Source organism: Leisingera thetidis (genome assembly GCF_025857195.1).
Classification (GTDB): domain Bacteria; phylum Pseudomonadota; class Alphaproteobacteria; order Rhodobacterales; family Rhodobacteraceae; genus Leisingera; species Leisingera thetidis.
The window spans coordinates 3,395,875-3,418,819 of sequence record NZ_CP109787.1 but is presented as its reverse complement, the minus strand read 5'-3'; the positions used below and the strand labels follow the sequence as shown (position 1 = coordinate 3,418,819).

Here is a 22,945-nt window from a genome sequence, read left to right as displayed (position 1 = left end):
TGTGGACGCCAAACGGCCGCCGGGGGAACTCCGGCGGCCTTTTCTTGCGATTGCGCAGCGCACTGCGGGTGCGGGGTTACGCGGACAGGGCCGCCGGTACCGGGCTGCCGTCGTCCTGTGCGGCAGCCGCCGTTGCCTGGACCGCCAGTCCGAATTCGGCGGCGGACAGGGTGAGCCACTCCCAGAAACTGGCGGCATGGCTGGCGGGGATCAGCAGATCGAATTCCGTGTCCGAGCAGCGGTGCAGGTGGAGCTTTGTGTGGGCCATCAGGGTCACCGCGCAGTGGCCCGGCTCAAACCGGTCCAGATCCAGAACGCAGCCCTTGCCCATCAGCGCGCAGGCGGCGGTGCCGCTGATCTGCAGGCGCAGGAAGCCGCCGCCGGCGCTGCTGACCGCGGCGAGGCCGGCAAGCGCCTGTTTCAGTTCCTGTTCCAAGGCCGGGCGGGGACTGATCAGATGCCAGCAATTGCCCGCCGCCCAGGCCAGGCAGTTCTCCTCGGCCTCGGCAAAGCGGCCGGGAGCGGGCAGGACGGTAAAGCCGAAAGGCGCCAGCGCGGCACCGGCGGCCGCTGCCTGGTCCCGAAAGGGCATGATCCGCAGCACGGTGGTGCCGGTCACGATCCGCACCTCCACACCGGCAGGCTGGACGGAGGGGACACCGGTCAGGTCCAGGCCTTCGAGGCAGAACAGAGGGAGGGCTTCAGCTGCGGACACGGGCATTCTCCGGATCATAGAAATGGTGGGACACGATGGTGGCCGGGACGGGGTCTTCGCCGTGCAGGGGGTCGATGATCTCGACCACCTCGCCCAGCCGTTCCCGCCCGCGCCGGACCAAAGCGATGGCGATATGGCTTTCCAGCGTCGGGCTCCAGGCGGCCGAGGTGATGTAGCCGTCGTCATTTTCCGGGGCGAGGGGGGCGCCCTTGGCAGTGATATGGGCGCCCTGGCGGAAGCTGCGCGCGGGGTCCAGGGGTTTCAGCCCCACCACCACCTCACGGTCCGGATCTGTCAGGCCGGGGCGGGTGCTGAGGGCGCGGCCGATGAAGTCCTTTTTCCCCGACATCATCATGCCGAGCCCCAGGTCCCCCGCGGTGGTGAACTTGTTCAGCTCCGAGCTGACATGGCCCTTTTCGATGCGCAGCACATCCAGCGCCTCGACCCCGTAGGGGGTGATGCCGAAGTCCGCGCCTTCGCGTTCCAGCGCTTCGGCCAGGGGGCGGCCATAGGGGGCGGGGACGTAGATCTCATAGGCCAGCTCGCCAGAGAAGGAGATCCGGAAAAGCCGCGCTGGGACGCCGTCCAGAATGGCGGTCTCGCGCGCCGCCAGAAAGGGCAGGGCTTCGTTGCTGGTGTCGGTGCCGGTGGCGATCCGGGCCAGCACCTCGCGGGCGCGGGGGCCGGCCAGGGAAATGCCCGCCCAGTCTTCGCCAGCATCGGCGAAGACCACGTCCAGCTCCGGCCACAGCACCTGGTGGCAGTACTCCAGGTGGCTGAGCACGGCTTCCGCCTCGGCGGAGGAGGTGGTGACGAAGTAATGGTCCTCAGCCAGCCGCGAGACGGTGCCGTCGTCCATCACGATGCCGTCTTCGCGCAGCATCAGCCCGTAGCGGGACTTGCCCACTGGCAGCTTGGCAAAGCCGTTGCTGTAGACCCGGTCGAGGAAGACCGCGGCATCGGGGCCCTGCAGGTCGATCTTGCCCAGGGTGGAGACATCGCAGAAGCCCACTGCGCTGCGCACCGCCTGAACCTCGCGGTTGACGGCCTGGCCCATGGTCTCGCCCGGTTTGGGAAAATACTGGCTGCGGTGCCAGAGGCCGGATTCGATGAACACGCCGCCCTGGTCCGCGACCCAGCCGTGCAGCGGGGTGCGCAGGATCGGGCGCCAGTGCCTGCCGCGGGAGCGGCCCGCCAGCGCGCCCAGGCTGACCGGGCGGTAGGGCGGGCGGAAGCCGGTGGTGCCGACCTGGCCCATCGGCGAGCCCAGTGCCTTTGACATCGCGGCGATGCCGGGGATGTTGGAGGTCTTGCCCTGATCGGTGGCCATGCCCAGCGTGGTATAGCGCTTGACGTGCTCGACCGAGCGATAGCCCTCGCGAGTGGCCAGCGCGATGTCGGCGGCGGTCACATCGTGCTGCAGGTCGATGAATTTCTTTGAGGTGCCGGCGCTGGCCTCGAAATAGGCGCAGTTGGCGGCGCTGTGTTCGTTGGCTTCCAATAAGGCGTGGTAATCGGTGAGATCGGCGCTGTCCGGGGCGGTGAACCGCCGGGCGGCGGCGTCGCCTGCGATGCGGCCATGGATCTGGCAGGCCTCGCGGTCCTCCAGCCCGGCCAGGCTGCCGGTGCAGAGGAAGTCCGCGCCGGCCATCTGTTGCGGCAGGAAGGCCTGCAGGCTGTCGCTCCAGCGCGGTTTCTGGCCGCGCTGCGCCAGCAGCTGCACCGCCGGGTTCCAGCCGCCGGAGACGCAGACGACATCGCAGGTCAGCTTGCGGGTGCTGCCGTCCTTCTGGCGCAGGGTGACACCCTTGACCGAGGTGCGGCCATGCACGGTTTCGATCTCATCGCCGTCGCGGGCATCGGCCACCGCGGCGATCGTGACCCCGGCGGCTTCCAGCGCCGTGGCGAGTCCTGCGGTGCTGTCATTGGTCGTGAAGATCACCGCGCGATCGCCGGGGCGCACGCCGTAATCGCGCAAGTAGCGCTCGGCGGCGGAGGCCAGCATCACGCCGGGGCGGTCGTTGTTGCCAAAGACCAGCGAACGTTCATGGGCGCCGGTGGCGAGGATCACCTGAGCCGCCGCGATCTTCCACAGCCGCTGGCGCGGCTGGTGGGCGGCGGGCACAGCCAGGTGGTCGGAGACCTGCTCGACCGCGCCGAAGGTGTTGCCGTCATACCAGCCAAACACCATGGTGCGCGGCAGGATGCGAACGTTCTCCAGCGCTTCCAGCGCGGCGATGTCCTGTTCCAGGCCGGTGCTGTCAAAGCCGCCAAGGCGGGCGTGTTCCTCCACCAGGGTCACCCGGGCGCCGCTTTGGGCTGCGGCACTTGCGGCGCTGAGGCCTGCGGCACCGCCGCCGATCACCAGGATATCGCAGTGGTGGTGCTGCTTCTCGTAGGTGTCGGGGTCGATTTCACCGGACAGGCGCCCCATGCCTGCGGCGCGGCGGATCACCGGCTCATAGAGACGCGTCCAGAATTTGGCGGGCCATTTGAAGGTCTTGTAGTAGAACCCGGCGGCAAAGAACGGCGCGAGCAGCTGGTTCACCGACAAGAGGTCATATTGCAGCGAGGGCCAGCGGTTCTGGCTGGTCGCCTCCAGCCCGTCGTAAAGCTCGACCATGGTGGCAGGGATGTTGGGTTCCTGCCGGGCGCCGCTGCGCAGCTGCACCAGGGCGCTGGGTTCATGCGGGTCGCAGGTGAAGATGCCGCGCGGGCGGTGGTACTTGAAGCTGCGCGCGACCAGGCGGACGCCATTGGCCAAGAGGGCAGAGGCGAGCGTGTCGCCTTCAAAGCCGCTGCAGGGCTTGCCGTCGAAGGTGAAGCTGATGGGCTTGCTGCGGTCGAGGCGGCGGCCTGCGCCGCCGGGCAGCCGGTGGGTCTGGCTGGTCATCGCTGCACCTCTCCGGCGGGGCGGGCCTGGGCGGCCTGGGTGATCTCATGGGTGACGGTGTTGCGGTCCACAACCAGCCAGCTGCCGCAGCCTTGGGCGTGGCGCCAGTGCTCGCGGTGGGGTCCCTTGGGGTTGTCGCGCAGGTAGACGTAATCGACCCAGGCCTCCATCGGGGCGGCTGCGGCGGGGCGGGTGACGGTGGCGTCGCCGCGGTAGGTGAATTCTTCCAGCGGGCGGTCGCCGCACAGCGGGCAGGGGATGCGCATCGGGTATCAGCCCTCCTCAGTGATGGTTGGGGAAGGGGCCGCCGCCGGTGGCATCCACCGGGCGGCCTTCGGCAAAACGGTCAAGGTGGAACGGCGCGTTGAACTTGTGCGGCGCGTCGTTCGCGACGGTATGGGCAAAGCACCAGGCGGCGCCAGGGATGGCCTTGAACCCGGTATAGTTCCAGCCGCCGTTCAGGTAGAGACCCTCGACCGGCGTCTTGCAGATATAGGGGGAGCCATCCATGGTCATGTCCACCACGCCGGCCCAGTGGCGCAGCAGCCGCACCCGGCCCAACGAGGGCAGGAACATCATCATCGCCTCGGCCACGTCCTCGACAATCGGCAGGTTGCCGCGCTGCGCAAAGCTGTTGTAGCCGTCCAGCATGCCGCCAAAGACCAGCCCGCCCTTGTCGGACTGGCTGATATAAAGATGGCCGACGCCAAAAGTGGCGACGGTGTCGACGCAGGGTTTCACCGCCTCGGAGACGAATGCCTGCAGCTTGTGGCTTTCGACCGGCAGCCTGATCCCGGCCATCTGCATCACCTGGCTGGTGTGGCCTGCCACCGCGACCGCGACCTTGCCCGCGCCGATGCGGCCGCGGCTGGTCTCCACCCCGGTCATGCGGCCATCGGCGTCACGCTCAAAGCCGGTGACCTCGCAGTTCTGGATGATGTCGACGCCCAGCCGGTCGGCGGCGCGGGCGTAGCCCCACACCACAGCGTCGTGACGGGCGTTGCCGGCGCGCGGCTGCAAGAGGCCGCCGAGCACCGGGAAGCGGCCGTTGTTTTCATCCACCAGCGGCATCATCTCCAGAACCTGCTGGCGGTTCAGCATCACCGCGTCGACGCCATTCATGATCATCGCATTGCCGCGGCGCACCGCCTCGTCGCGCTGACCGTCGGTGTGGAAGATATCGAGCACGCCGCGCTGCGAGAACATCACGTTGTAGTTCAGTTCCGCACTGAGGCCCTCCCACAGTTTCAGCGACCACTCCAGCAGGGGGATTTCGCTGTTCAACAGGTAGTTGGAGCGCACGATGGTGGTGTTGCGGCCCGTGTTGCCGCTGCCGATCCAGCCCTTTTCCAGTACCGCGACATTGGTGATGCCGTGGTTCTTGGCCAAATAGTAAGCGGTTGCCAAACCGTGGCCGCCGCCTCCGATGATCACCACGTCATACTGCTTTTGGGGCTCCGGATGGCGGAAGGCCTCGGGCCAGCCCTGGTGGCCGCGCAGGGCCTGTTTTGCCAAGGATGTGATCGAATACTGCATCGTCTCCGGCGCCTGTTCCTGGTCTCGTGCTGCGGGGGTGTATTGCCGGCCTGATGATGGCGCGGCGGGCGGTCCTGCCGACAGGGCAAAAAATTTCAGCGGTGGCTCAATAAATTCTGCAATTGTGGAAGCGGCCGCTTCCCGGCAGATTGGATGGACCCTGAAAACTGGCGGACAGGACCATGAAAAGACGGCTTCCCCCCTTTGCCGCAGTCAAGGCCTTTGAGGCGGCTGCGCGCCATTGCAATTTCCAGCTGGCGGCGGAGGAGCTGGGCATTTCGGCCTCGGCCGTCAGTCATCAGGTCAAGGCGCTGGAGGATTTCATCGCCCTGCCGCTGTTCATCCGCCGCAACAACCGGCTGATCCTGCGCGAGGAGGGGAAGGCCTATTACCAGCGCTTAAGTGTTGCGCTCGACGAAATCGAAACAGCAACGGATGCGCTGGCGCGCGCCACCGGGCGGTCGCAGCTGACGCTGAACCTGTTCCCGTCACTGGCGGATGTGTGGCTGATTCCGCGGCTGGGGGATTTCCACCAGAAGCACTCCGACATAGCGGTGCGGCTGAGCACCTCCGAGCTGGCTGGCGACAGCCTGAACCGGGAGGCGGATTTTGCCCTGGTCTATATGCCCAGGGATGAGGTGCCAGAGGGCGCGCCGGTGCTGTTTTCCGATGACATCGTGCCGGTGGCGGCGCCGGAATATCTGGCCGCACACGGCCCGGTAAACAGTCCTGAGGATCTGCTGGAGCACACCCTGATTGCCAGCCTATCGGAAGACGAGGAATGGAAGTTCTGGTTTGAGGCGCAGGGACTCAGCGGCCACCGGCAGGCGCGCTATCTGGAACTGGACATGTGCTCCACCTGCCTGAAGGCGGCCAAGGAAGGGCTGGGGATCGCCATGGGGCGCAGGCCCTATCTGGATCAGGATCTGGCCGCCGGCCATCTGGTGGCGCCGCTGCCGGGGGTGATCTCCACCGGCTACTGCCTGGCGCTGGTCACCACACCGCGGGGCGGCGGCCTGCCTTACGCGCCGCGCTTTCGCAACTGGATGATTGCGGCGAGCCGGGAGTCGGAACAGGCTTGGGCCAAGCTCTGCTGATCAGGGCCGGGTGCGGGTGGCACTATTGTACAAATGAACAATAATGATTGCGCGGGAGGAGTTTTCGTGCTTTGTTATTGTTCAAGTGATCAATAGGTAACTCTCCGCAGGAAGGCAGCCATGACCCGAACCTCCGCACGCAGACGCGCCCGTGGCGGCGCCCGGCCGGACCGCAGCAGCGGCGGCGTAACCCAGGCGCCCTGGACCCAGGTCCGCTACCGCAGCGCTCCCGCAAACATTCTGAGCGCCGATCAGGTGGAGGCGATCCATGAGGCTTCGCTGACCATTCTGGAGGAAATCGGCGTCAAGGTGCTGGAGCCGGAGGCGCGGCGCTATCTGCAGGAGGCCGGCGCCAAGGTGGACCACGGCGCCGAGATGGTCTGGCTTGACCGCGGGCTGGTGGAGGAGAAGCTGAAGCTGCCGCCGTCCTCGTTCATGCTGCATGCCCGCAACCCGGCGCGCAATGTGCGGCTGGGCGATGACTGCGCGATCTTTGCCTCGGTCGGCGGCCCGGCGTTTGTCTCCGACCTCGACAAGGGGCGGCGCCAGGGCACCTATGCGGAGATGTGCGATTTCATCAGGCTGGTGCAGAGCCTGAACATCCTGCATCAGGAGGGCGGCGGCCCGTTCGAGGCGCTGGACCTACCGCAGGAAAGCCGCCATCTGGACCTGCATTTTGCGCAGATCACCCTCACCGACAAGAACTGGCAGCCTTGGGGGCTGGGCGCCGACCGCGCCCGCGACGGGCTGGAAATGGCGGCGATCTCCTTGGGATGCACCCGCGAGGATCTGATCGGCAAGCCGGTGTTCACCACGGTGATCAACACCAACTCGCCATTGCAGATCGACGGGCCGATGGGCGAGGGGCTGATCGAGATGGCCAAGCACGGCCAGCCGGTGATCATCACGCCCTTCACGCTGGCGGGGGCGATGTCGCCGGTGACCATTGCCGGCGCGCTGACCCAGCAGAACGCCGAGGCGCTGTCCGGCATCGTGCTGGCGCAATGCGTGCGGCCCGGCACCCCGGTGATCTATGGCGGCTTTACCTCCAATGTGGACATGAAAACCGGCTCGCCGGCCTTTGGCACCCCGGAATACACACTGGCGGCGCAGGCCACCGGGCAGCTGGCGCGCCGCTATGGCATTCCGTTCCGCTCCAGCAATGTGACCGCCTCCAACGCGGTGGATGCGCAGGCGGCCTATGAGAGCCAGATGTCGCTGTGGGGCGCCATGAGCGGCCATGTGCATCTGCTGAACCAAGGGGCCGGCTGGCTGGGCGGCGGACTGGTGGCCTCTTTCGAGAAGCTGATCATCGATGCCGAGATGCTGCAGATGATGGCGGCGGCGCAGCAGCCGTTTGAGGTGTCGGATGCGGCCATCGGGCTGGACGCGATCCGGGAGGTGGGGCCGTGCGGCCATTTCTTTGGCACCCAGCACACGCTGGATCGTTACGAGAACGCCTTTTACTCGCCGCTGGTGTCGGACTGGGACAACTACGAGAACTGGACCGACCGCGGCAGCAAGGACACAGCACAGCGGGCCAATGATGTCTGGAAGCAGCTGTTGGCCCAATACGAGCAGCCGCCGATCGACGCGGCCATCGAAGATCAGCTGAAGGATTACATGGCCCGCCGCAAGCAGGAGATCCACGGCGGCGCGGCCTGACCCGAGAAAACCTCTCCCAGCCTTATGCGGCAGCGGAGCTGCATAAGGTCTTTCTGCCCGGCTTCCCATGGCCGGGCAGCTTTTTTTTGCGTTGCGGGCCAGCGAGGCCCTGTATCGGGCCAGTGTCCGCGCGGTTGTCCCCCGTTCCCGTAGCTTCGCCGGGGTCAGCGCGCTGTGCTCAGGTGCAAACCAACGGCCCGCCAAGACTGGAGGCTTTCTTGCCGGGGCAGGACGCCGCGCAAAAAACCGGAGCAGGCCTGTCTGGCGCTGCTCCGGTTCGGGGCTGGATGCGGTGAGGATAATGCCCCAGCCCGTTCCGGTGATGGCGGAGTGTCAGCCGCGCATGCGCAGGCCGTCGGGATCGACCGGCGGGGCGGTCAGCAGCCGCGCCTTGCAGCGCTTGCCCACGATGTCGATCTCGTATTCGGCGTTTGCGTCGATGGCATCCGGATAGAGATACCCCAGCGCCAGGCTGGTATCCGCGCAGTAGCCGTAGCCGCCGGAGCTTGTGTAGCCCGCCAGCTTGCCATTGAGGAACACTGGCTCGCCGCCAAAGGCGTCGGCCTCATCCGCGTCGACGGCGAATTGCACGAAGCACTCCCGCGGCCCGGCTTCCCTGGCGGCCAAGGCGGCCTCGCGGCCGATGAAGTCCCCCTTGCCGTAGCGCACAAAGCGCGCCAGCGCGGTTTCATGGGGGTAGTAGTCCGAGGTGAGCTCCATGTTCCAGCCGGCAAAGCCCTTTTCCAGCCGCAGCGCCATCAGCGCGTGGCCGCCAGCCAGCGTCAGGCCATGCGGCTCGCCCGCCGCCATGATCTCCTCGAACAGCGTGCGCTGGTATTCCATCGGCATGTAGATCTCAAACCCGCATTCGCCGGTGTAGGAGACCCGGACCACAAAGGCACCGGGGCAGGGGCCCAGCTCCATCTCGCGGCCCGACAGGAATGGGAAGTCCGCGCTGTCGAAGCTGATGCCGGGGGCCACAGCTGCCATGATCGCCTTGGCGTTGGGGCCGGCCACATGCAGCCCTGCATAGCGGTTGGTTAGGTTTTCATACGTCACGCCGGTTTCGGGCATTGTGTCCAGGAACCAGCGCTCGTGAATCTTTTCCATCGAACCGGACCCTAGCACCAGGCAGCTGTCCTCGCTCAGGCGGGTGACGGTGAAATCGCCAATCACCTTGCCCTGATGGCTCAGCATCGGGCAGAGCGCGGTCTTGCCCGGGGCGGGGATGCTGTTGGCCATGATGCGGTCCAGATAGGCCACAGCGCCGGCGCCGCTGAAGCGGTACTTGCCGTAGCTCGTCAGCTCGAACAGGCCGGCGGTCTCGCGCACCGCGCGGGATTCGCGGGCGACGGCGGCGAACCAGGCGGGGCGCTCGTAGGAATAGCTCTCCTGCCGCTCGGCCTCGTTGGTTGCATACCAGTAGGCATCTTCCCAGCCGCAGGTCTCGCCGAACACCGCGCCTGCGTCTTTCAGCCGGTCGTAGATCAGCGAGGTCTTCATCGGACGGGCCGCCGGGAAGGTCTGGTAGGGGTAGATCCGGCTAGAGCGGTTTTCGTACCAGTATTTGGTCATCTCCTTGGCATAGCGGCTGCCGGCATAATCGCCGTAGCGGGCCACGTCCCAGAAGCTGACGTCCAGCGAGGGCTCGCCGTCGATGATCCATTCCGCCAGCACCTTGCCGATGCCGCCGCCCTGGTTGAAGCCGGTCATCACGCCGTTGGCGCAGAAGTAGCCGGGTTTTCCGGGGTAGGGGCCGATCAGCGGGCCAAGGTCGGGGGAGAAGATCATCGGGCCGTTGATCACGCTTTTGATGCCGGCATCGGCCAGGCTGGGGATCAGCTCGACCGCCTGCAGGAATTCCTCCTCCATGCGGCTCAGATCGTCGGGCAGCAGTTCGTGGCCGAAGTCCAGCGGGGTACCGTTTTCGGCCCAGTGGATGCATTTGCTCTCATAGGCGCCGATCAGCAGGCCGTTGCCCTCGGGGCGCATGTAGAGGTTGGCATCGGCATAGGACAAGAGCGCGTGGCCGTGCTCCATTTCCGCCATGCCGGGGATTTCCTCGGTGACCAGATAGTGGTGCTCCACCGGCATCAGCGGCAGTGTGATGCCCGCCAGCGCCGCCACTTCACGGCCCCAGAGACCGGCGGCGTTGACCACATAGTCGGCAGTGATGGTGCCGGTTTCCGTCACCACGTCCCATTTGCCGTCGTGGCGCTGGTTGGTTTCCAGCACCGGGGTGTGGCGGTAGATCGAGGCGCCGTAGTTGCGCGCGGCCTTGGCAAAGGCATGGGTGACGCTGGCCGGATCGCAATAGCCTGCGGTTTTTTCGTGCAGGATTGCGGTCAGATCCTCGGTGTTGAGGGTGGGCGCCAGCTCCTTGGCGCGGTCCGGGGAAATGAATTCGGATTCGATGCCGTAGCGCTTGCCGAAGGCATGGGCGATGGCCAGTGTCTTGATCTCTTCGGCGTCCTTGGCGACCAGCAGTTCGCCATTGTAGTGCAGCCCGCAGTCCTGCCCGCTTTCGCGTTCCAGCTCGGGATAGAGGTCGATGGTGTATTTCTGCAGCACCGCGGCGTTGCCCGGCGCGGTCAGGGTGAACAGGTTGCCGGCCGCATGCCAGGAGGAACCCGCGGTCAGCTCCTGCCGCTCCAGCAGCACCACATCCTTCCATCCCCGTTTGGCCAGGTGATAAAGAATGCTGCAGCCGACGACCCCGCCGCCGATAATGACCACTTTTGCTGTTGTTTCCATCGCGCTCGCCCTGCTGCCGTTGAGGTTTCAATGGAAAACTGTCGAGCAGGGCACTTCTGAACTCAAACGAATAAAATTGCGCGGTCCCCAAATTTGTTTCCGCCGCACCGCTGCGAAGCCTGCCAAGCGGGATGGAAAGCAATCCGGATCGACAGCGTCCCGGCGGCGCCAATGCTGTCAGGGAAGCTGGAAAACGGCAGCTGGACACCCGCGAATAATTTTCTTGGTGACGATCAAATTTTTTTTGTTTGAGATTAATCCAATGCTGCCGGATCGTTAATCGAAAGCAATCCGATTGCAAGAGAAGGAATGGTTTTCTTTCGGTGGGCAGGTACTGGTTGGTGCCAATTCCCGAAAGCATTAGCCATTCGGCGGTGCTCGAAGAATATTCAGGGCAGCGAGCGTATGAAACTACTTGGGTAAACGCCCCGAACCGGAATTGGCATTGATGCCAGAGAGGAGCGACGGTTGCACTTACGAACCGAAGCAGGCAAGGGCCTGGCGCTGAGCGCCCCGGCGTCGCTTTATGTGGGGCTGCTGGTGGCGGCGCCGCTGGGCATCCTGGTGGCCTACAGCTTCTGGACCCAGACCTATGTCGAGGTGGACAGGACGCTGACCTGGGCGAATTACCTGGAGGCCGCCACCGATCCGCTGGTGCGCCACCTGATGCTGCGCTCGATCGCCATTGCCGGCGCGGTGACCGCCGCCACCGTGGCGCTGGCCTACCCGATTGCCTATTTCATCGCCTTCCGCACCCGGAAGAAAACCCTGTGGCTCTTGCTGATCACCATCCCGTTCTGGTCGAGCTACCTGTTGCGGGTGTTCAGCTGGAAACTGATCCTGGGCTTCAACGGGGTGATGAACTCGGCGCTGCTCTCGCTGGGGCTGATCGACGAGCCGCTGACCTTCCTGCTGTACAATGAATTCGCGGTGGTGCTGACCCTGGCGCATGCCTGGGCGCCGTTTGCGATCCTGCCGATCTATGTGTCGCTGCAGAAGATCGACCGCGCGCTTCTGGAGGCGGCCACCGATCTGGGCTGCTCGAAACTCGAACGTTTCTGCCGGGTCACCCTGCCGCTGTCGGTGCCCGGCATCATCGCGGGCAGCCTGATCATCTTCATTCCGACCGTCGGCGACTACGTGACGCCGTCGCTGGTCGGCGGCTCGCAGGGCAAGATGGTGGCGAACCTCATCCAGGTGCAGTTCGGCCCCGCCAACAACTGGCCGCTGGGCGCAACACTGTCGCTGGCGGCGATGGCCGCGGTCGGCTGTGTCGCCCTCCTGTTCGTCATCCTGGCCACCGCCCTGGGGAGGAGGATCCGTTGAGCAAACCCGTCCGTTTCCCCTGGCTGCTGGCCTATGCGGTGGCCTATCTGGCCTTCCTCTACCTGCCGGTGCTGCTGCTGCCGCTGTTCTCCTTCAACGACGGCACCATCGTCGCCTTCCCGATGAAGGGCTTCACCCTGAAATGGTACGCCCAGCTGGGCGCGCAGGACACGCTTTTGCAGGCGATGGCGAACTCGCTGATCGTCGGCGCGGTGACCGCGCTGGTGGCCACGTCGCTGGGGCTGTTCGCGGCCCGCGCCTATGTGCGCTACCGCTTCAAGGGGCGCGAGCTGTCGGAGGGGCTGGTGATGCTGCCCTTGGTCATCCCCGGCATCATCGTGGCGTCGTCGATGCTGGTGCTGTTCATCTCGCTGGGGCTGAAGCCGTCGCTGACCACGGTGATCCTGGGCCATGTGTTCGTGGCGCTGCCGTTTGCGGTCTCGATCATGAAATCGGCCTTCGACGACTTCGACCAGTCGCTGGAGGAAGCCGCCTTCGACCTGGGCGAGAGCGTCATCGGCACCTTCCGCCGGGTGACCCTGCCGATCGTGGCGCCGGGGATCGTCGCCAGCCTGCTGGTCACCTTCACCGTGTCGTTCGACGAGTTCGTGCTGGCCTTCTTCCTGTCCGGCAACCAGCCCACCCTGCCGGTCTATATCTGGAGCCAGATCCGCTTCCCGGCGAAGCTGCCGAACACGCTGGCGCTTGGCTCCTTGCTGCTGCTGGCCTCGGTGCTCTTGCTGCTGACGGCCGAATACTTCCGCCGCCGCTCCACCAAATCCGCCGCCACATCCGCCTGATGAAGGATACCCAGATGACCAGCCAGAACATCATCGAAATCTCCGGGGTGGAAAAGCGCTTTGGCACCTTCACCGCGGTCAAGGACCTGAACCTGGCGCTGAAGGAGGGCGAGTTCTTCTCGCTGCTCGGGCCTTCGGGCTGCGGCAAGACCACCGCGCTCAGGATGATTGCGGGGTTCCAGGACCATGATGCCGGCACCATCCGCATCGCGGGCCAGGAGATGGCGCATATCCCGGCCAACAAGCGCCCCACCAACATGGTGTTCCAGTCCTATGCGATCTTTCCGCATCTGAACGTCGGCGACAACGTGGCCTTCGGCCTGCGCAAGCTGAACCTTGGCAAGGCGGAGGTGAGGGACCGCGTCGCCGAAGCGCTGGAGATGGTCGAGCTGGGCGGGCTGCAGGCGCGCAAGGCGGATGAGCTGTCGGGCGGCCAGCGCCAGCGGGTGGCGCTGGCCCGCGCCCTGGTGATGCGGCCCAAGGTGCTGCTGCTGGATGAGCCCCTGTCGGCGCTCGACAAGAACCTGCGCGAGGCGATGCAGTTCGAGATGCGCCGCCTGCAGCAGAAGCTCGGGATCACCTTCGTGATGGTCACCCACGACCAGTACGAGGCGATGACCATGTCCGACCGCATCGGCGTGATGTTCCAGGGCCGGCTCAAGCAGGTCGACAAGCCCGAGGTGCTCTATGCCCGCCCCTGCAGCCGGGAGGTGGCCGCCTTCATCGGCGGCATGAACTTCCTCGACGCCGCCGTGACCGGCGAGGTGAACGGCAAGCTGCAGGCCGAGGTGCAGGGGTTCGGCCCGCTCGCCATCGACGTGAACCCCAATGTGGCGCGGCGCGGGCCGCAGCTGCTGGCGGGCATCCGTCCCGAGCAGCTGGAGATCTCGGCGCAAAAGCCCGACGGCTATGACGGCTACCTGCAGGGCACCGTCGCCAACGCCGCCTTCTACGGCGAGAACGTGCACTACCACGTCACTGCCGAGGGGCTGCAGCAGCCCATCGCGGTGTCGGTGCCGAACTACTTCCACACGGTTGATCACAAGCAGGGCGATCCGGTCTGGCTCGGGGTGCAGAACGCCTCCGTCATCGACCTCGGCGCCCGCGAGACATGAGAATAAAGGGAGGAAATCACATGACGCATTTCAACACGGCACTGGCGGCTGCCGCAGCCCTGGCCGCCTCGGCAGGCCTCGCCGCCGCCGATGCGGCCAGCCTGTCGGTCTTTGACTGGTCCGGCTACGAGGACCAGGGGTTCTACGGCGATTACGTCGCAAAATACGGCGGCGCCCCCAGCTACACCTACTTCGGCAGCGTCGAGGAGGCCTTCACCAAGCTGCAATCGGGCTTTGCCGCCGATCTGGCCCACCCCTGCACCGATGCGCTGCGCAAATGGGTGGCCGCGGATCTGATCAAGCCGATCGACACCTCGAAGATCGCCAACTGGGACAAGCTCTTGCCGCAGATCAAGGAGGTCGACGGCGTCACCATCGATGGCCAGACCTACATGGTGCCGTTTGAATGGGGCAACACCGGGCTGATCTACCGCACCGACCAGATCGCCGAGGGTGACGTCTCGCTGCAATTGCTGGCGGATCCCGCCCATCAGGGCAAGATCGCCATTCCGGATGCCGCGTCTTCGGCCTATGCGATGGCGGCTTTGGCCACCGGCGCCTCCAGCTATACGGACATGTCGGACGCGGAATTCCAGAAGGCGTCCGATTTCCTGCGCCAGATCCACCCCAACGTGCGCTTCTACTGGTCCGATGCGGGCCAGCTGGACCAGGCGCTGGCCTCGGGCGAGGTCACCATGGGCTGGGGCTGGAACCAGTCGGAGCTGAACCTGATCTGGAACGAAACCCCGGCCCGGATGATGCGCGACGTCGGCAAGGGCATCGCCACCTGGGTCTGCGGCTATGTGCATCTGCAGTCCTCGACCCGGAGCGACGAGCAGGTCTATGACATGCTGAACGCGCTGAGCGCGGAAGGAAGCGGCAAATACATCATCGAGAACTGGGGCTATGCCCACGCCAATGCCGACGCCTTCGCCTCTGCCGACCCCGAGCTGATCCAGACCTACGGCTTTGGCGATGTGAACAGCTTCTTCGAGGACAGCCTGTTCTTCGACGCGGTGACCCCGGAGCTCGAGGGCCGGATGCTCAAGGAGTTCGAACGCATCAAGGCCGGCTTCTGATCCGCCCCGCGATACGCCCCGGGGCCCGCCGCTAAATATATGAAATTCCCTCCTTGGCTGACGGGTTTGCACCGCCTGGCAGCCAAGGAGGGACCCGGCGGGCGGGAAAGCTCTCGGCAACATGGCCAAGGCGTGCAGATGCTTCGGCATCAGCCGGGAAACGTTTCATGACTGGCAGAAGCGCTGCGCCGCCAAGGGCGGCGCAGCGCTGTTGAGCTCCTGGCCTTGCCCGCAGAAGCCCGGGCTTCGGATGCCCAGGGCCATCGGGGGAAAAATCCTCAATCCCTGCAGCAAGCGCCATTTCGGCCCGTCCTGCGTTGCCGGCCTGGCATATTGCCGGAAACTGCTTATCTCCGGCGGCCTGGCTTCCTGGAAGCAGGTCAGCTTGATCCGGGCTTTTCAGCCAAACTGCCGGCTATCCTCGGGGGCAGGGCGTCCGGACCCTTGAACCTTGCGCCATTCTTTGCCATTGCCTGTGGCAATCACGCATGTCTGCCAAGGGGTCCCCGACCGATGAAATTCACGCTTTCCTGGCTGAAAGACCACCTCGACACCGATGCTTCGGTCGAGGAGATCACCGATGCCCTGACTGATCTGGGCCTTGAGGTGGAGGAGGTCATCAACCCGGCCGACAAGCTCAAGGACTTTACCCTCGGCTATGTGACCCATGCCGAAAAGCACCCCGACGCCGACAAGCTGCGGGTCTGCAAGGTGAACACGGATGAGGGCGAGCTGCAGATCATCTGCGGTGCCCCCAACGCGCGCGAGGGCATCACCGTGGTGGTCTGCAAGCCGGGCATGTATATCCCCGGCCTCGACATCACCATCAGCGTCGGCAAGATCCGCGGCATCGAAAGCTTCGGCATGATGGCCTCGGAACGCGAGCTGGAGCTGTCGGAGGAGCATGACGGGATCATCGAGCTGCCTTCGGGCGCGGTCGGCGACCGGTTCATCGACTGGCTGACGGAGAACGACCCGGCCAAGGTCGACCCGGTGATCGAGATTGCCATCACCCCGAACCGCCCCGACGCGCTGGGGGTTTACGGCATCGCCCGCGATCTGGCGGCGCGGGGTCTGGGCACCCTGAAGACCCGCGCGTTTGAGGCGATTCCGGGCGATTTCGACAGCCCGGTCAAGGTCTCGATCGACGCGGACACGCGGGACGGCTGCCCGCTGTTTGCCGGCCGGCTGATCAAGGGTGTGAAGAATGGCCCCAGCCCGCAGTGGCTGCAGGACCGGCTGAAGGCGATTGGTCTCAGGCCCATTTCGGCGCTGGTGGATATCACCAACTTCTTCACTTTCGACCAGAACCGCCCGCTGCATGTGTTCGACGCGGCCAAGGTGCAGGGCGACCTGCGGGTGCACCGCGCCGCAGGCGGCGAAACCCTGAAGGCGCTGGACGAGAAGGAGTATACCCTGCAGGCGGGCCAGATGGTGATCTCGGACGAGAACGGCCCGGAGAGCATCGCGGGCATCATGGGCGGCGAGGCAACCGGCTGCACCGAAGAGACCGTGGACGTGTTCCTGGAAAGCGCGTTCTGGGACCACGTGCAGATCGCCATGGCGGGCCGGGCGCTGAAGATCAATTCGGATGCGCGCTACCGCTTCGAGCGCGGAGTGGACCCGGAATACACCATCGAAGGCCTGCACAAGGCGACCCAGATGATCCTGGACCTGTGCGGAGGCGAGCCGTCGGGGGTCGTGATCGCAGGCGATGTGCCGGACCACTCGCGCGCCTACAAGCTGGACGCCGGCCGGGTGCAGTCGCTGGTGGGCATGGAAATCCATGAAAGCGATCAGCGCCAGACCCTGACCCGGCTCGGCTTCCGGCTGGAGGGCAACTTGGCACACGTTCCCAGCTGGCGCCCTGATGTGCAGGGGGAGGCTGACCTGGTCGAGGAAGTGGCGCGGATTGCCTCGCTGACCAAGCTGCAGGGCAAGCCGCTGCCGCGCCTGGCCGACGGGATCCCGAAGCCGGTGATGACGCCGCAGCAGCGCCGTGAGCAGATGGCGCGCCGCACCTGCGCCGGCCTCGGCTACAATGAGATCGTCAGCTACAGCTTCATCGACAAGGCCTCGGCGGCGCTGTTCGGCGGCGGCGATGACGCCACCATGCTGGCCAACCCGATCTCGTCGGAGATGTCGCACATGCGGCCGGATCTGCTGCCGGGCCTGCTGCAGGCTGCGGCCCGCAACCAGGCGCGCGGCTATATGGATCTGGCGCTGTTCGAGGCCGGCCCTGCCTTCACCGGCGGCGAGCCCGGCGAGCAGGTCAATCAGATCTCGGGCCTGCTGGTCGGCCGCACCGGACCCAAGGACGTGCATGGTGCCTCGCGCGCGGTGGATCTCTATGATGCTAAAGCAGACGCCGAGGCGGTGCTGGCGGCCATCGGCGCGCCTGCCAAGGTGCAGATCCTGCGCGAAGGTGATGCCTGGTGGCATCCGGGCCGTCATGGCCGGATCTGCCTGGGGCCGAAAAAGACTCTCGGCGTGTTCGGAGAACTGCACCCCAGGGTGCTGAAAGAGATAGGGATCAAGGGCGCCGCCGTCGCCTTTACCATCTGGCCGGATGAGATTCCGCTGCCGCGCAGATCCGGCGCCACCCGCCCGGCGCTGGCGATCAGCGATCTGCAGGCGGTGGAGCGGGACTTTGCCTTTGTGGTCGACGCGGATGTCGAGGCGCTGGCGCTGGTCAATGCCGCTGCTGGCGCCGACAAGGCGCTGATCGAAGATGTGCGCGTCTTTGACGAGTTCATCGGTGGCTCACTGGGCGCGGGCAAGAAGTCGCTGGCGATCACCGTGCGGCTGTTGCCGACGGACAGGACGCTGAAAGAAAAGGACATCGAAGCGGTGAGCGAAAAGATCATCGCCAAGGTGGCCAAAGCCACCGGCGGCACTCTGCGCGGATAAAGCGGGACCAAGACTTTTTGAAAAGTCTTGGCAAAAGTTTTCTGAAAACTTTTGGGCAGCGCACCCGTTGGGGGCGCTGCCTTGTTCATTCTGTCATCTCCCGGAGAAGAATTCCGCCAGCAGGTCGAACACCAGCCGGATGCGGCGGCTGGTGTGCACTTCGCGGTGAGTGGTGAGCCAGACCGGAAAGGTTATTGCGCCGCTTTCGGGCAGCAGGCACTCCACCTCCGGCGCGGCTGCAGCAACCTCGTCTGACATCGGGGTAATGCCAAATCCCTGCCGGACCAGTTCCCAGGCGACCAGGCCGCTGTTGGAGCCGATGCGGAAGTTATCTGCCGTCACGGGAATTCCCATCGGGCCCAGAAAGCCGATCATCCGGTCCGTGTCGCCAAAGCTGACGAAATCATGGGCCGCCAGTTCAGCGTATGAAGCCGGGCGGCCGCGCCGGTTCAGATAGGTTTTGGCAGCATAGAAATGCCCGGAGGCCTCCTGCACCAGCCGGGCGATCAGCTCCGGCTGCTCGGGGCGGACGTGGCGGATGGCGATATCCGCCTCGCGCCGCATCAGGTCGCGGATGTCATTGGCTGCCACCACGCCGATGGTGAGGCCGGGCGCGCGCTGGCGCAGCCGCTGCAGCAGCGGCGGCAGCACATGGGCGGACATCACATCCGAGGCGGTGATCCGCACGGTGCCATCGATCGACTGCGCCTGGCCGGTGGCCGCGAGGCTGAGCCCATCGGCGGCCTCTCCCATTCTGCGGCTGTGGTGGAGCAGCTCCTGCCCGGCCTCGGTAAGAGCCAGGGAGCGGCCAAGGCGTTCGAACAGCAGCACGCCCAGCTCGCCCTCCAGTGCTGCGACCTGGCGCGACAAGGTGGGCTGGGTCAGGCCGAGCCGCCGCGCTGCCGCCGAAAGCGAGCCGGCTTCAGCGGTGGCGAGGAAGGCGCGTATGTGGTTCCAATCGGGGTTGTTCATGCAAATGTGTATAGCACCCCTGCGGATTTCAGCAATTTATCTGCGGTTCTTGCATGGATAGGGTTCGGGCACCCAAGGAGATCCGCCATGACAGCCGACGCCCGCTTTTGGAACAAGGCCGCCCCGAAGTATGCCAAATCGCCGATCCGCGACGAAGACGCCTACCGCTGCGCGCTGGAGCGGACACGGTCTTATCTGCAGGCGGATGATACCGTGCTGGAACTGGGCTGCGGCACCGGCTCCACCGCGATCGAGCTGGCAAGCAGCGTGTCCAGGATAGTTGCAACCGATCTGTCGGAGATGATGCTGGAAGTAGGCCGGGAGCGGGCATGGAACGCGGGCGTCAGCAATGTGGACTTCCAATGCAGCAGCGCCGGGCATGCTCCGGACGGCCCGTTTGACGCGGTGCTGGCGCATAACCTTCTGCACTTGCTGCCGGATCTGGAGGATGTGCTGGAAGGGGTGGCTGCGCGGCTGCGTCCCGGCGGGCTGTTCATCTCCAAGACGCCGTGCCTGGGCGAGGCGCGGGGCAGCTGGAAGTACCGGATGTTTCAGGTGGCGATTCCGCTGATGCGGCTTGCGGGCCACGCGCCCGGCCATGTGGATCTCATGGAGATCCGCAGCCTCGAGGCGGCGGTGCAGCGGGCAGGATTCGAAATCATCGAGACCGGCAACTACCCGGCGGATACGCCCGGCCGTTATCTGGTGGCGCGGCGGCTCTGATTCATTGCCTTTGCTCCGTCCGCGCTAGGTAACGGGGTGGAGGCCATAATGTTCGAGGACCGGACCGCTGCCGGGCTTCAGCTGGCCGGGCAACTGGCTGAACTGCCGATGACAGACCCTGTGGTGCTGGCGCTGCCGCGGGGCGGTGCGCCTGTGGCGCTGCCCATTGCGCAGGCCCTGCAGGCGCCGATGGATCTGCTCCTGGTGCGCAAGATCGGCATGCCCGCCAACCCGGAGCTGGCCGCAGGCGCGCTGGCCGAGGGCAGCAATCCCATTTTCAATGGCGCGCTGCTGCAGGCCACAGGCATGACGCCGGAGGACTTTGCCCCCCAGGTCGCCCAGGCGCGGGAGGAGAACGCCGCCCGCCGCACCCGCTATCTGCACGGGCACCCGCCGCTGGAAATGGCGGGGCGCACGGCGATTGTTGTGGATGACGGGATCGCCACCGGGGCCACCTTCATGGCAGCGCATTTCTGGCTCAGGGAACGCAAGCCTGCGCAGGTGATCCTGGCGGTGCCGGTGGCGCCGCCGGAAGCGGTGGACGAATTGCGCCCCTTGGTAGATACTCTGGTCTGCCTGCTGAGCCCCAGGGAATTCTGGGCGGTCGGCGCGCACTACAGGGATTTTACGCAAACCAGCGATGACGAGGTCATGGCCGCCTTGGCCGCGGCCCCTGAAGCTGGCGCAGGAAAGGACAGAACGTGGCATTGAAGGTTTACCTCTCGGGCGAAATTCACACCGATTGGCGGGAGCAGATCATCGAAGGCGCAAAGGGATTGGAAGTCAGCTTCAGCGCGCCGGTGACCGACCACGGCGCCAGCGACGATTGCGGCGTGGCCATTCTCGGGGCTGAAGACAACAAGTACTGGCACGACCACAAGGGCGCGATGGTCAATGCGATCCGCACCCGCAAGGGGATCTCGGACGCGGATGTCGTCGTCGTGCGCTTCGGCGACAAATACAAGCAGTGGAACGCGGCCTTTGACGCAGGCTATGCGGCCGCACTTGGCAAATCGGTCATCGTGCTCAGCCCGCCGGAGCACCAGCATGCACTGAAGGAAGTGCATGCGGCGGCGCTGGCGGTGGCAGAGGAGCCGCGCCAGGTGGTGGAAATCCTGACCTATGTTCTGACCGGCAAGCTGCCTGCATGACGCCACCGGTTTTGGAAACGGACCGGTTGATCCTGCGCCCGCATCAGTCACAGGATTTTGACGCGGTGGCAGCACTTTGGGCGGATCCGGAGGTGGTGCGCTACATTTCCGGCACCCCAGCCACGGCAGAGGAAAGCTGGGCGAGGCTGCTGCGCTACATCGGCCACTGGCAGGCGCTGGGCTACGGCTATTGGGCGGTGACCCTGCGCGGCAGCGGCCGGTTCATCGGCGAAACGGGCTTTGCCGACTTTCAGCGTGCCATGCAGCCGCCGCTGGCCGGCGTGCCCGAAGCGGGCTGGGTGCTGGCAACGGAGGTGCATGGCCAGGGCATTGCCACCGAGGCGGTGCGCCGGATCCATCAATGGGCGGAAGAGGCGACGCAGTGGACGGAAACCGCCTGCATTTTCGACCCGTCCCATGCGGTGTCGCAGAAAGTGGCACGCAAGCTGGGCTATGTGCCGGCGGGCGAGGCTTTGAACAATGGGACCCCGGTTCTGGTCATGAAACGGCCCGTTCCCCGGAGCTGATCCGGGGGGCTCCTGCCCCCTGAAGCCGCTTCCGCGGGACGCGCCATGCCGCGTTGGGCGGGGGCGGCGCGGTGCGTGGAAGGCTGCGGCCGGAAGTCCCTGCCGGAACCGTTGTTTGCCCCGGTCTGACCATTTTGCGAGGATTTTACTGTTTGCGGCCTCGGTAAACCTTCCATTAACCGCATCCGGACTAACAAGGATTGAGACGCACGACACTATGAACAAAGACCTGCGGTCCCTGGGGCGGCAGTGTCTGGAAAGCCTCATGAACAACCGCCGCAGACCCGCTGTGCAAACCACACCGCTGATCGAGGACGCAGGGCTTTTTAAGCGCGAAGTGCGGGATGTGCCGGTGGAGCTGGTGCCGGTGTTCAGCCGCAACAGCCGCGGCGACCTGGTGGTGAAGGGCATCGTCAGGCCGGAGGCGGAGATCGAGGTGCTGTTCGCCGGGCGCCGCACCCGGGAGGCAGCGGGGCTGGTCGCCCGGATGAAGAAACTGCGGGCGCAGGGAGTGCGTGCGGCGATGAACGGTCATGATGCGATGACCCAGATCCGCCAGCTGCGGCTGCCCGTGCAGGTGCGCGGCACCTGGCGGTTCAGCTTTCGGCCCGATGCCTCCGGCTGGGAGATCAAGAGCTACCAGCTGATTGCCGCACAGTGGGCGTTCCACGATGAGGATGGGGTCACCGTGCTGTGCGGCTGGCCGCCGGCCGCGCCGGAAAACAGAGTGCAGGATCGTGCCCGGGCAGCCCGGGCCCGGCAAGCGGCGGCGCGGGCCAGACAGTCAGCAAAGGCACGCTGAACACCAGCTTTCCGCACAGCCGGGACGCCTCAGCCGTCTTTCTTGATCTCCACCGAATGCGGATAGGGAATAGAGATGCCTCTGGCGTCAAAGGCCTCTTTCACACTCTGGGTCAGAGCGAATTTCAGTTCCCAGTAGTCCTCGGCCTTGCACCACACCCGCGCCGTCAGATCCACCGAACTGTCGCCCAGGTTGGTGACCCGGACCCAGGGCGCCGGATCCTGCAGCACCCGCTCGTCCCCCTTGGCCTGCTCCAAGATGATTGCCTTGGCCGTCTCGGCATTGTCGCCGTAGTCGATACCGAACATCATATCGACCCGGCGGGTGCCGTGATGTGAGAAATTGGTGATGATCGAGCCCCAGGCCTTGCCGTTGGGCACGATGATCTGGACGTTGTCGGGGGTGGCCAGTTCGGTCACGAACAGGTTCAGGTCCTTCACCGTGCCGGCGGTGCCGCCGATGTCGACATACTGACCGATCCGGTAGGGGCGGAACAGGATCAGCATGAACCCCGCGGCCAGATCGCTGAGCGTGCCCTGCAGCGCCAGGCCGATTGCCAGGGTGGCAGCCCCCAGCATGGCCACCAGGCTGGTGGCTTCGATCCCGAAGATGTTGAGAACCGCCACCAGCACCACCGCCAGCAGCGCCCAGCGGACCACGCTGGCGGCGAAATTGCCCAGTGTCGGATCGATCCGCGGGGTCCGGTTGATGCGGTTGCGCACCACGCTGCTGATCCAGCCGGTGGCGATCCAGCCGAGGATCAGCACCACCAGCGCCTTGGCGCCGCTGACCATCAACGGCCAGTAGACGCCCGCCTGTTCAATGAGCTGTTCCATGAAAATCGTCCCTTTCAAACGCGCAAAAGGAGCGGCAGCCCGCC

At 65.5% G+C, this 22,945-nt stretch carries 19 protein-coding genes; 12 read left to right on the top strand and 7 right to left on the bottom strand.

All coding sequences use genetic code 11. From position 1 onward, the window contains the following. Positions 1-76 precede the first annotated feature (76 nt). The 4 genes from OKQ63_RS16475 to OKQ63_RS16460 are packed head-to-tail and all read right to left on the bottom strand — an operon-like array spanning position 77 to position 5,144. Positions 77-715, bottom strand: coding sequence for a sarcosine oxidase subunit gamma (locus OKQ63_RS16475; RefSeq protein ID WP_264211131.1), 639 nt, complete (start codon positions 713-715; stop codon positions 77-79). Next, positions 702-3,608, bottom strand: coding sequence for a sarcosine oxidase subunit alpha family protein (locus OKQ63_RS16470; RefSeq protein ID WP_264211130.1), 2,907 nt, complete (start codon positions 3,606-3,608; stop codon positions 702-704). The genes OKQ63_RS16475 and OKQ63_RS16470 overlap by 14 nt, the downstream gene beginning before the upstream one ends. After that, positions 3,605-3,874, bottom strand: coding sequence for a sarcosine oxidase subunit delta (locus tag OKQ63_RS16465; RefSeq protein ID WP_264211129.1), 270 nt, complete (start codon positions 3,872-3,874; stop codon positions 3,605-3,607). The genes OKQ63_RS16470 and OKQ63_RS16465 overlap by 4 nt, the downstream gene beginning before the upstream one ends. A 16-nt stretch (positions 3,875-3,890) precedes the next feature. Continuing rightward, positions 3,891-5,144, bottom strand: coding sequence for a sarcosine oxidase subunit beta family protein (locus OKQ63_RS16460; protein WP_264211128.1), 1,254 nt, complete (start codon positions 5,142-5,144; stop codon positions 3,891-3,893). Positions 5,145-5,326: 182 nt separating this feature from the next. On the opposite strand from OKQ63_RS16460, the gene OKQ63_RS16455 reads away from it, so the two are divergent. Continuing rightward, entirely contained in the window at positions 5,327-6,241 is a 915-nt protein-coding gene (locus tag OKQ63_RS16455) for a LysR substrate-binding domain-containing protein (RefSeq protein WP_264211127.1), read from the top strand. Between the two features lie 120 nt (positions 6,242-6,361). Continuing rightward, complete coding sequence (locus OKQ63_RS16450; protein WP_264211126.1) at positions 6,362-7,906, top strand: trimethylamine methyltransferase family protein; 1,545 nt, start codon at positions 6,362-6,364, stop codon at positions 7,904-7,906. Between the two features lie 333 nt (positions 7,907-8,239). Here OKQ63_RS16450 and OKQ63_RS16445 read toward each other — a convergent pair whose 3' ends face one another. Beyond that, positions 8,240-10,660 (bottom strand): FAD-dependent oxidoreductase, encoded by a 2,421-nt coding sequence (locus OKQ63_RS16445; protein WP_264211125.1) that lies wholly within the window; start codon positions 10,658-10,660, stop codon positions 8,240-8,242. A gap of 468 nt (positions 10,661-11,128) precedes the next feature. On the opposite strand from OKQ63_RS16445, the gene OKQ63_RS16440 reads away from it, so the two are divergent. The 5 genes from OKQ63_RS16440 to pheT all read left to right on the top strand — a co-directional run bounded on the left by OKQ63_RS16440 (position 11,129) and on the right by pheT (position 17,890). After that, positions 11,129-11,986 (top strand): ABC transporter permease, encoded by an 858-nt coding sequence (locus OKQ63_RS16440; protein WP_264211124.1) that lies wholly within the window; start codon positions 11,129-11,131, stop codon positions 11,984-11,986. Next, positions 11,983-12,786: an ABC transporter permease gene (locus OKQ63_RS16435; protein ID WP_264211123.1), complete on the top strand. Its 804-nt coding sequence runs from the start codon at positions 11,983-11,985 to the stop codon at positions 12,784-12,786. The genes OKQ63_RS16440 and OKQ63_RS16435 overlap by 4 nt, the downstream gene beginning before the upstream one ends. A gap of 14 nt (positions 12,787-12,800) precedes the next feature. Further along, positions 12,801-13,901 carry an ABC transporter ATP-binding protein gene (locus OKQ63_RS16430; RefSeq protein ID WP_264211122.1) on the top strand — a complete coding sequence of 367 codons (1,101 nt, stop codon included), beginning with the start codon at positions 12,801-12,803 and terminating at the stop codon, positions 13,899-13,901. Between the two features lie 20 nt (positions 13,902-13,921). Then, complete coding sequence (locus OKQ63_RS16425) at positions 13,922-14,980, top strand: extracellular solute-binding protein (RefSeq protein ID WP_264211121.1); 1,059 nt, start codon at positions 13,922-13,924, stop codon at positions 14,978-14,980. Positions 14,981-15,493: 513 nt separating this feature from the next. Beyond that, complete coding sequence (gene pheT / locus OKQ63_RS16420) at positions 15,494-17,890, top strand: phenylalanine--tRNA ligase subunit beta (protein WP_264211120.1); 2,397 nt, start codon at positions 15,494-15,496, stop codon at positions 17,888-17,890. 93 nt (positions 17,891-17,983) lie between these two features. Here pheT and OKQ63_RS16415 read toward each other — a convergent pair whose 3' ends face one another. Then, positions 17,984-18,862, bottom strand: coding sequence for a LysR family transcriptional regulator (locus tag OKQ63_RS16415; RefSeq protein ID WP_264211119.1), 879 nt, complete (start codon positions 18,860-18,862; stop codon positions 17,984-17,986). A gap of 87 nt (positions 18,863-18,949) precedes the next feature. On the opposite strand from OKQ63_RS16415, the gene OKQ63_RS16410 reads away from it, so the two are divergent. From OKQ63_RS16410 to OKQ63_RS16390, 5 genes are all read left to right on the top strand, one after another. Then, a complete protein-coding gene (locus OKQ63_RS16410) occupies positions 18,950-19,585 on the top strand; it encodes a class I SAM-dependent methyltransferase (protein ID WP_264211118.1) in 636 nt (211 codons plus the stop codon). Positions 19,586-19,633: 48 nt separating this feature from the next. Further along, entirely contained in the window at positions 19,634-20,296 is a 663-nt protein-coding gene (locus tag OKQ63_RS16405; RefSeq protein ID WP_264211117.1) for a phosphoribosyltransferase, read from the top strand. Then, entirely contained in the window at positions 20,287-20,736 is a 450-nt protein-coding gene (locus OKQ63_RS16400) for a YtoQ family protein (RefSeq protein WP_264211116.1), read from the top strand. Before OKQ63_RS16405 ends, OKQ63_RS16400 begins: the two co-directional genes overlap by 10 nt. Continuing rightward, positions 20,733-21,263, top strand: a complete 531-nt coding sequence (locus tag OKQ63_RS16395) for a GNAT family N-acetyltransferase (protein WP_264211115.1) — start codon at positions 20,733-20,735, stop codon at positions 21,261-21,263. Before OKQ63_RS16400 ends, OKQ63_RS16395 begins: the two co-directional genes overlap by 4 nt. 265 nt (positions 21,264-21,528) lie before the next feature. Further along, on the top strand, positions 21,529-22,065 hold the full coding sequence (locus OKQ63_RS16390) for a hypothetical protein (RefSeq protein ID WP_264211114.1): 537 nt from the start codon (positions 21,529-21,531) through the stop codon (positions 22,063-22,065). 29 nt (positions 22,066-22,094) lie between these two features. Here the strand turns inward: OKQ63_RS16390 and OKQ63_RS16385 are convergent, their stop codons facing one another. After that, entirely contained in the window at positions 22,095-22,901 is an 807-nt protein-coding gene (locus tag OKQ63_RS16385) for a mechanosensitive ion channel family protein (protein ID WP_264211113.1), read from the bottom strand. Positions 22,902-22,945: the final 44 nt, after the last annotated feature.